4 protein-coding genes are annotated in these 8493 nt (G+C 68.7%); 2 read left to right on the forward strand and 2 right to left on the reverse strand.

Features of this window, described 5'->3' with window-relative positions; translation table 11 throughout:
• The first annotated feature begins 8 nt into the window (after positions 1 to 8).
• Positions 9 to 3272: a GH92 family glycosyl hydrolase gene (locus tag DBR34_RS01325; protein WP_258223609.1), complete on the forward strand. Its 3264-nt coding sequence runs from the start codon at positions 9 to 11 to the stop codon at positions 3270 to 3272.
• Between the two features lie 74 nt (positions 3273 to 3346).
• Positions 3347 to 4006 (forward strand): basic secretory family protein, encoded by a 660-nt coding sequence (locus DBR34_RS01330; RefSeq protein WP_258223608.1) that lies wholly within the window; start codon positions 3347 to 3349, stop codon positions 4004 to 4006.
• 384 nt (positions 4007 to 4390) lie between these two features.
• Here DBR34_RS01330 and DBR34_RS01335 read toward each other — a convergent pair whose 3' ends face one another.
• Together DBR34_RS01335 and DBR34_RS01340 are read right to left on the reverse strand one after the other, a co-directional pair.
• Entirely contained in the window at positions 4391 to 6682 is a 2292-nt protein-coding gene (locus DBR34_RS01335) for an NADP-dependent malic enzyme (protein WP_128095402.1), read from the reverse strand.
• Between the two features lie 246 nt (positions 6683 to 6928).
• Positions 6929 to 8278, reverse strand: a complete 1350-nt coding sequence (locus tag DBR34_RS01340; protein WP_038686359.1) for a dicarboxylate/amino acid:cation symporter — start codon at positions 8276 to 8278, stop codon at positions 6929 to 6931.
• Positions 8279 to 8493: the final 215 nt, after the last annotated feature.

The following is an 8493-nucleotide window of genomic DNA, read 5'->3' on the forward strand; positions in this document are numbered from 1 at the left end:
TGCCCGCCCTGGGCCAGGGCCTGCAGACCTCCTTCGAGCGCGGCGAACCGGCGCCGCTGGCCGGCAAGCAGGCCCTGCAGGTGGAGGTGGGCGGCGGTCCGCGCGCGCCGTATGCGGCCAAGCCGGGGGTCGGCTACAGCGGCCTGCGCGCCCTGCATTACACCGGCAGCGGCGGCACCCAGCAGCGCCGCCTGTTCACTACCGACGTGGCCATCGAGGCCGACACCACGCTGAGCTGGCTAGTGCTGCCGGAGATCGTCGGCGCTGACACCGTGGCCTCCACCTACGTGTCGCTGGACCTTCTGCTGGACGACGGCAGCCGGGTCTCGGCCAGCGACGCCCGCGACCAGCATGGCAGTGCGCTGGGCGCGACCGCGCAGGGCGACTCGAAGACGCTGTACCCGCAGCAGTGGGCGCGCAAGGCCGTGCGCCTGGGCGAGGTGCCGGCCCTGCGTGGCCGCCGCGTGGTGGCGGTGGAACTGCAGGTGGCCAGTGCGGCCGGTGCGCCGGTGTCGGGCTGGATCGACGACGTGCAGCTGGGCGCGCAGCCGCGCACCGCACCACAGCGCCCGTCGGACTGGGTGCTGACCACGCGCGGCACGCAGGCCAACGGCACCTTCTCGCGCGGCAACAACTTCCCCGCCACGGCGGTGCCGCACGGCTTCAACTTCTGGACCCCGGTCACCGATGCCGGCGCGTTGAACTGGCTGTACCGCTGGAACGAACAGAACGACGCGCGCAACCGCCCGCAGCTGCAGGCACTGGCCCTGAGCCACCAGCCCAGTCCGTGGATGGGCGACCGCCAGACCTTCCAGGTGATGCCGTCCAGCGCCCGCGGCGTGCCGGAGGCCGACCGCGCCAAACGTGCCCTGTCGTTCTCGCGCGACAACGAACGTGCGCGCCCCTACCGTTACGACGTGCGCTTCGACAACGGCATCGCCGCGGCGATCGCACCCACCGACCATGCCGCGCTGTTCCACTTCACCTTCCCCGAGAAGGGCGACGCCAACCTGTTGTTCGACAACGTCGACGCACGCGGCGGCCTGACCCTGGACGCGGCCACGCAGACGCTGTCCGGCTACACCGACACCCGCAGCGGCCTGTCCAACGGCGCCACCCGCATGTACGTGGTGGCCAGCTTCGACGCACCCTGGCGCAGCAGCGGCCAGATCACCACCGGCCGCCCCACCGGCTACATCAAGTTCGATGCCGGCAGCACGCGCACGGTCACCATGCGCATCGCCACCTCGTTGATCTCCATCGAGCAGGCCCGCCACAACCTGGCCCTGGAGCTGGCCGCCGATGACACGCTCGACCGCGTGGCGGCACGCGCGCAGGACGCATGGGACGCACGGCTGGCCCCGTTCGACATCGGCGATGCCAGCGACGACCAGAAGACCACGCTGTATTCCAGCCTGTACCGGCTGTACCTGTACCCGAACTCCGGCCACGAGAACGTGGGCAGCGCCGCCGCGCCCGAGTGGCGCTACGCCAGCCAGGCCAGCGCCGCCGAGGACAACACCGACGGCAGCGCCACGCGCAGTTTCGCCCCGGTGCGCGACGGCAAGGTGTACGTCAACAACGGTTTCTGGGACACCTTCCGCACCACCTGGCCGGCCTATGCGTTGTTCACCAAGGACGACGCCGGTGCGCTGGTGCAGGGCTTCCTGGAGCAGTACCGCGCCGGCGGCTGGGTGGCGCGCTGGTCCTCGCCCGGCTACGCCGACCTGATGGTGGGCACCAGTTCGGACGTGGCCTTCGCCGATGCCTGGCTGAAGGGCATCGGCGGCTTCGACCCGGAGGAGGCCTATGCGGCCGCGCTGAAGAACGCCACCGTGGTACCGCCGGACCGCCATGTCGGGCGCAAGGGCATGGACCGCTCCACCTTCCGCGGCTACGCCAGTGCCGACGTGCATGAAGGCATGTCGTGGACGATGGAAGGCGCGCTCAACGACTTCGGCATCGCCAACATGGCCGAAGCGCTGGCCAAGCGCGCCGGCAGCGCCGCCGCACGCGAACGCTATGCCACCGAGGCCGACTACTTCAGCCATCGCGCCGGCACCTACGCCACGTTGTTCGACCCGGCCGCCGGGTTCTTCCAGGGCCGTACCGCCGACGGACACTGGCGCCTGGCCGCCAAGGACTACGACCCGCGCGTGTGGGGCCACGACTACACCGAGAGCAACGGCTGGACCTTCGCCTTCACCGCCGCGCACGACGGCGAGGGCCTGGCCGGGCTGTATGGCGGCCGCGCGCAGCTGGCCGCCAAGCTCGACGCCTTCTTCGCCACCCCGGAAACCGCCGATCCCGCCTTTGCCGGCTCCTACGGCGGCACCATCCACGAGATGACCGAGGCGCGCGACGTGCGCATGGGCATGTACGCGCACAGCAACCAGCCGGCCCACCACATCCCCTGGATGTACCTGTACGCCGGGCAGCCGTGGAAGACCCAGCAGCACGTGCGCGAGATCCTGGCGCGGCTGTACGTGGGCAGCGAAATCGGCCAGGGCTACCCGGGCGATGAGGACAATGGCGAGACCTCGGCGTGGTACGTGCTGGCCTCGCTGGGCCTGTACCCGCTGCGCATGGGCGCGCCCGAATACGCGATCGGTTCGCCGGCGTTCCGCCATGCCCGGGTGGAACTGCAGGGCGGCGCGGTGCTCACGGTGAATGCCGCCAACAACTCGCGTGAGAACGTGTACGTGCAGTCGCTGAAGATCAACGGCAAGCCGTGGTCGAAGACCTGGGTGCCGCACGAGGTGATCGCCAAGGGCGCCACACTGGACTTCGTGATGGGCCCGCAGCCCTCGACCTGGGGCAGCGGCCCGGACGATGCGCCGCGCTCGCTCACCGCACGCGGCCAGCGCCCCGCCCTGCTGCATGACCTGCTGGGCAGCGGTGCACGCGCGCAGCTGGCCGACGGTCGCGCGGTGCCGGCCCTGCTCGATGACGATGCCGGCACCACGGTGCCGGTGGGCGCAGGCACGGTGGTGTTCAGCGGGGTGAGCGATGGCACGCCGTCGATGTACACACTGACCAGTGGCAACGGCGCGATCCGCGGCGGTGCGTGGACGCTGGAAGCCCGGCGCACGGGCGGCCGCTGGGTCACGCTGGACGAGCGCCGCGGCGAGGACTTTGCCTGGGCGCTGCAGACCCGGCCGTTCGCCATTGGCAAACCCGGGCGCTACGCCGAGTACCGGCTGCGCATCGCCGCGCCGGGGCGGATGCAGTTGGCCGAAGTGGAGTTGCTGGCACCCATGGGGGAGCAGTGAGCATGGGCATGCGTGGTTTTTTGACGCGGGCGGCGGCTTGGGGTGTGGGGAGCCGGCCAGCGGCCGGCCTTGCCGTGTTGCTGGGGGCGTTGGCGGGGTTTGATGCGGCTGCGTTCGAGGCCAGCCAGCAGCGCGAGGGGGTGACGCTGCGCTACAGCGATCCGGCCGATGCGCTGGCCGCCCCGATGCGCACGCGCATCATCGACACGTTCTTTGCCGCGTATGTGCGCGAGCGCGCCGACTTCCATCCGGGCGCGCCCTCGCAGGTGCGGATCGTGATCGATCCGGGCTACGACGGCATCGCCTTCGTCGGCGAGGGCAAGGGCGCGGCCACCATCACCATCAATCCGGCCTGGCTGGCCAAGCACCCCGACGACGTCGACCTGGTTACCCACGAGGCGATGCACATCGTGCAGGGCTACCCCGAATACGCCAATGAACGCGTGCCGGGCTGGCTGGTGGAAGGCATTGCCGACTACGCGCGTGATCGTTACGGCCGGGAAAATGCGGCCGCGGGCTGGGCGTTGCCGACGAAGGTGAAGGACGGGCAGAGCTTCGACACCGGCTACCGGGTGACCGGCGCGTTCCTGGCGTGGAGCGAGGCGCAGCATCCGGGGCTGGTCAAGGCACTGGACGGCGCATTGCGCGACGGGCGTTACACGCCCGCGTTGTGGCAGGCGCGCACGGGGCTGGCGTTGCCGGCGCTGTGGGCGGCGTACGTGCAGGCGCGTTGAGACGACCACTGGGCCAGCGGGCGGCGGGTACCGACCGTGGGTCGGTACGTTTTCGTGGGTCAGCGCGCGCCCACCAGGCCGGCATACAACGCGAACAACTGCTGGAAATAGCGTCGGGTCATTCGATGGCGCATGGCACGGCTCCGGACTCTCAAGGGGATCTGGTCGGGCCCAGGGCGGCGGGAGCCGGTAGCCCGCCGCCGCGGCCGGGCCGCGTGGGGGTATTGGGCCCTCGGCAGGTTGCAGGCGGGTGACCGGGGTGCGGCGTGCGTGTGGCAGAGCAGAACGCCTGCCCACCAACGGTCGGTAGCTACCGGTTTCGCGGCGCGAAACCAAAACGCGCCCCGAAGGGCGCGTTTTGGCAACGGCAGGGGGAAGAACGCCTTAGGCGTTCTTCTCCGCCTCCAGTTGCTTCCGGATCTGCGCATCCACGGCCGCGATGGCGGTCATGTTGAGCACGCGGCGCGAGGTCGCGCTGGTGGTCAGGATGTGCACCGGCTTGGCCACGCCCATCAGGATCGGGCCGATCGCCACGCCGTCGGTGAACACGCGCACCAGGTTGTAGGCGATGTTGGCCGCTTCCAGGTTGGGCAGCACGAACAGGTTGGCGCGGCCCTTCAGCGTGCTGTCGGGCAGCAGCTTCTGGCGCAGTGCCTCGTCCCATGCGGTGTCGCCCTGCATTTCACCGTCCACGTTCAGGCGCGGGTTGCGCTTGAGCAGCAGCGAACGCACGGTGCGCATCTTCAGCGCGTCGCGGGAATCGTGGCTGCCGAAGTTGGAGTGCGACAGCAGCGCCACCTTCGGTTCGATCCCGAACAGCTTCATGCGGTAGGCCGCCTGCAGGGTCGCTTCGCAGATCTGCTCGGCGGTCGGGTCTTCCTGCACGTGGGTGTCCACGAAGAAGAACACGCCCTGCTGGTTGATCACGCCGGTCATCGCCGAGGTCGAGGTCACCTTCGATTCCAGCGGCAACACGCTGCGCACGTAGCCCAGCTTCTTGTGGAAGCGGCCTACCACGCCGGTGAGCATGGCGTCGGCTTCGCCGCGCGCCACCATCACCGCGGCAATCAACGTCGGCCGCGAACGCATCAGGTTCTTGGCCGCCGCCACGGTCACGCCGCGACGCCCGGTAAGGTTGTGGTAGTACTGCCAGTAATCGTTGAAGCGCGGGTCGTCGTTGATGTTGGTGATGTCGAAATCATCACCGGCCCTCATGCGCAGGCCCAGGCGCTCGATACGCGATTCGATGACGTCCGGGCGGCCGATCAGGATCGGACGGGCCAGCCCTTCATCCACCACGTTCTGCACGGCGCGCAGCACCACTTCCTCTTCGCCCTCGGCGTAGACGACGCGCTGCTTGTCGGCGCGCGCACGGTCGTACACCGGCTTCATCATCAGGCTGGTGCGGTAGACGAACTGGGCCAGCTTCTCGCGGTAGGCGCCCATGTCGGCCACCGGGCGGGTCGCCACGCCCGAATCCATCGCGGCCTGGGCCACGGCGGCGGACAGCTCCACCAGCAGGCGGCGGTCGAACGGACGCGGAATCAGGTAATCCCGGCCGAAGCTCGGGGTCTCATCGCCATAGGCCGAGCCCAGGTCGCTGGCCTCGCGGCGCGCCATCGCGGCGATCGCGTGCACGCAGGCGATCTTCATTTCTTCGTTGATCGCCGTGGCACCCACGTCCAGCGCACCGCGGAACAGGTACGGGAAGCACAGCACGTTGTTGATCTGGTTCGGGTAATCCGAACGACCGGTGCCGATCAGCGCGTCCGGGCGGACCGAACGGGCCACTTCCGGCATGATTTCCGGAGTGGGGTTGGCCAGCGCGAAGATCACCGGGTCCTTGGCCATGGTCTTGACCATGTCCGCGGTGAGTATGCCCGGGGCCGACAGGCCCAGGAAAATGTCCGCGCCGTCGACGATCTCGGCCAGCGTGCGCTTGTCGGTGTCGCGTGCGTAACGCGCCTTTTCCGGGTCCAGGTCGGTGCGGCCGGTGTGGATCACGCCGTCGCGGTCGAAGGCCAGGATGTTCTCTTTCTTCAGGCCCAGCGAGACCAGCATGTTGACGCAGGAGATGCCCGCCGCGCCCATGCCCGTGGTGGCCAGCTTGACGTCTTCGATGCGCTTGCCGGTCACGACCATGGCGTTGAGCACCGCGGCGCCGACGATGATCGCGGTGCCGTGCTGGTCGTCATGGAACACCGGGATGTTCATCCGCTCGCGCAGCTTGCGCTCGACGATGAAGCACTCCGGGGCCTTGATGTCTTCCAGGTTGATGCCGCCGAAGGTCGGCTCCAGCGAGGCGATGATGTCGACCAGCTTGTCCGGGTCGTTCTCGTCGATCTCGATGTCGAACACATCGATGCCGGCGAACTTCTGGAAGAGCACGCCCTTGCCTTCCATCACCGGCTTGCCGGCCAGCGGTCCGATGTTGCCCAGGCCCAGCACGGCGGTGCCGTTGGAAATGACGGCGACCAGGTTGCCGCGGGCGGTCAGTTCGCTGGCCTGCTGCGGGTCGGCCATGATCGCCTCGCAGGCGTGTGCCACGCCAGGCGAGTACGCCAACGACAGATCACGCTGGGTCAGCATCGGCTTGGTCGCTGCGACGCGGATCTTGCCCGGCGGCGACATGCGGTGGTAATCGAGGGCAGCCTGTTTGAAATCTTCGTTGGACATCGCTTTCTGCAGATGAATGGGCGAGAGGAACAGGGGATCATACCCCCGTTGGCGTGGATGGACCTGTCGCTACGCTGTCGCGATCATGCTGCAACCGCACATATTCGCGCCGTCCGGCAGCGTATGCGCAGCGTGGCGCAGTGCGATGACAACCCGCATCACCGACGGTACGTGGACAAAAAATCAGGGCCTGCCATCCGGGGGGACGGGGCAGGCCCTGCAACACACGCAAGCATCAAACGGGTATCAGCGGGCCGGGGCGGTCAGCGGCGACGGCAGGTCGTCGGTGGTCAGCGCCGGCAGTTCGGCCTCGCGGCCGTCCAGGGCCAGCGCCAGGCGGTCGCGGTCCAGCGCACCTTCCCAGCGCGACACCACCACGGTGGCCACGGCATTGCCGATGAAGTTGGTGAGCGAGCGGCATTCGCTCATGAAGCGGTCCACGCCCAGGATCAGCGCCATGCCGGCCACCGGCACTTCCGGCACCACGGCCAGGGTGGCGGCCAGGGTGATGAAGCCGGCCCCGGTGACGCCGGCGGCGCCCTTGGAGCTCAGCATCGCCACCAGCAGCAGCGCGATCTGGTGGCCCAGGGTCAGCTCGGTGTTGGTGGCCTGGGCGATGAACAGCGCGGCCAGGGTCATGTAGATGTTGGTGCCGTCCAGGTTGAACGAGTAGCCGGTGGGCACCACCAGGCCCACCACCGACTTGGCGCAGCCGGCGCGCTCCATCTTCTCCATCAGCGACGGCAGCGCCGACTCCGACGAGGAGGTGCCCAGCACCAGCAGCAGTTCGGCCTTCAGGTAACGGGCCAGCTTGAACACCGAGAACCCGCACAGGCGGCAGACCACGCCCAGGATGACCGCCACGAACAGGAAGGCGGTGAGGTAGAACGAGCCCACCAGCCAGGCCAGGTTGACCAGCGAGCCCACCCCGTACTTGCCGATGGTGAAGGCGATGGCACCGAAGGCGCCGATCGGGGCGGCCTTCATCAGGATGTGGACCAGGCGGAACACCGGGGCGGTCAGCGCCTCCAGGAAGGTCAGCACCGGGCGGCCCTTGGCACCGGTCAGGGCCAGGGCCACGCCGAACAGCACCGCCACGAACAGCACCTGCAGGATGTTGCCATCGACGAAGGCGCTGACCAGGGTGGCCGGGATGATGTCCATCGCAAAGCCGGTCAGGGTCAGCTCATGGGACTTTTCCACGTAGCTGTGGACCGCGGTCTGGTCCAGGTCGGCCGGGTTGATGTTCATGCCGGCGCCGGGCTGGACCACGTGCGCCACCACCATGCCCACGATCAGGGCCAGGGTGGAGAAGAACAGGAAGTAGGCCATCGACTTGGCAAACACCCGGCCCACCGTGCGCAGGTGGGTCATGCCGGCGATGCCGGTGACGATGGTCAGGAAGATGACCGGGGCGATGATCATCTTCACCAGCTTGATGAAGGCATCGCCGAGCGGCTTCAGCGATTCGGCGAAGGCCGGCTCGAAGTGGCCCAGGATGGCGCCCAGGACGATCGCCACCACCACCTGGAAATACAGTTGGCGATAGAACGGCAGCGGCTTGGCCGCGACGGGGGCGGCGGTGGGAATGTGCATGGCGGACTCCGGAGGGACGGTATCGGCGCGTCCGGCCTGCACGTGTGCGGGCCGGTTCCGTGGGGAACACCGCAGCCCGGATGGTGCGTCGAGGGTCGCGGTGGATGGACGCATTTGTACGCGCGAGTCACCGCCACGCAGATAACCTATTGGTACTAGCCCCCCGGTTCAGGTGGCGTTGGGTGCCTACACTGCGCCCCACACCGCCCTCCCCC

Origin of the sequence: Stenotrophomonas sp. HMWF003 (genome assembly GCF_003061285.1) — a bacterium.
GTDB classification, from domain to species: domain Bacteria; phylum Pseudomonadota; class Gammaproteobacteria; order Xanthomonadales; family Xanthomonadaceae; genus Stenotrophomonas; species Stenotrophomonas maltophilia_AP.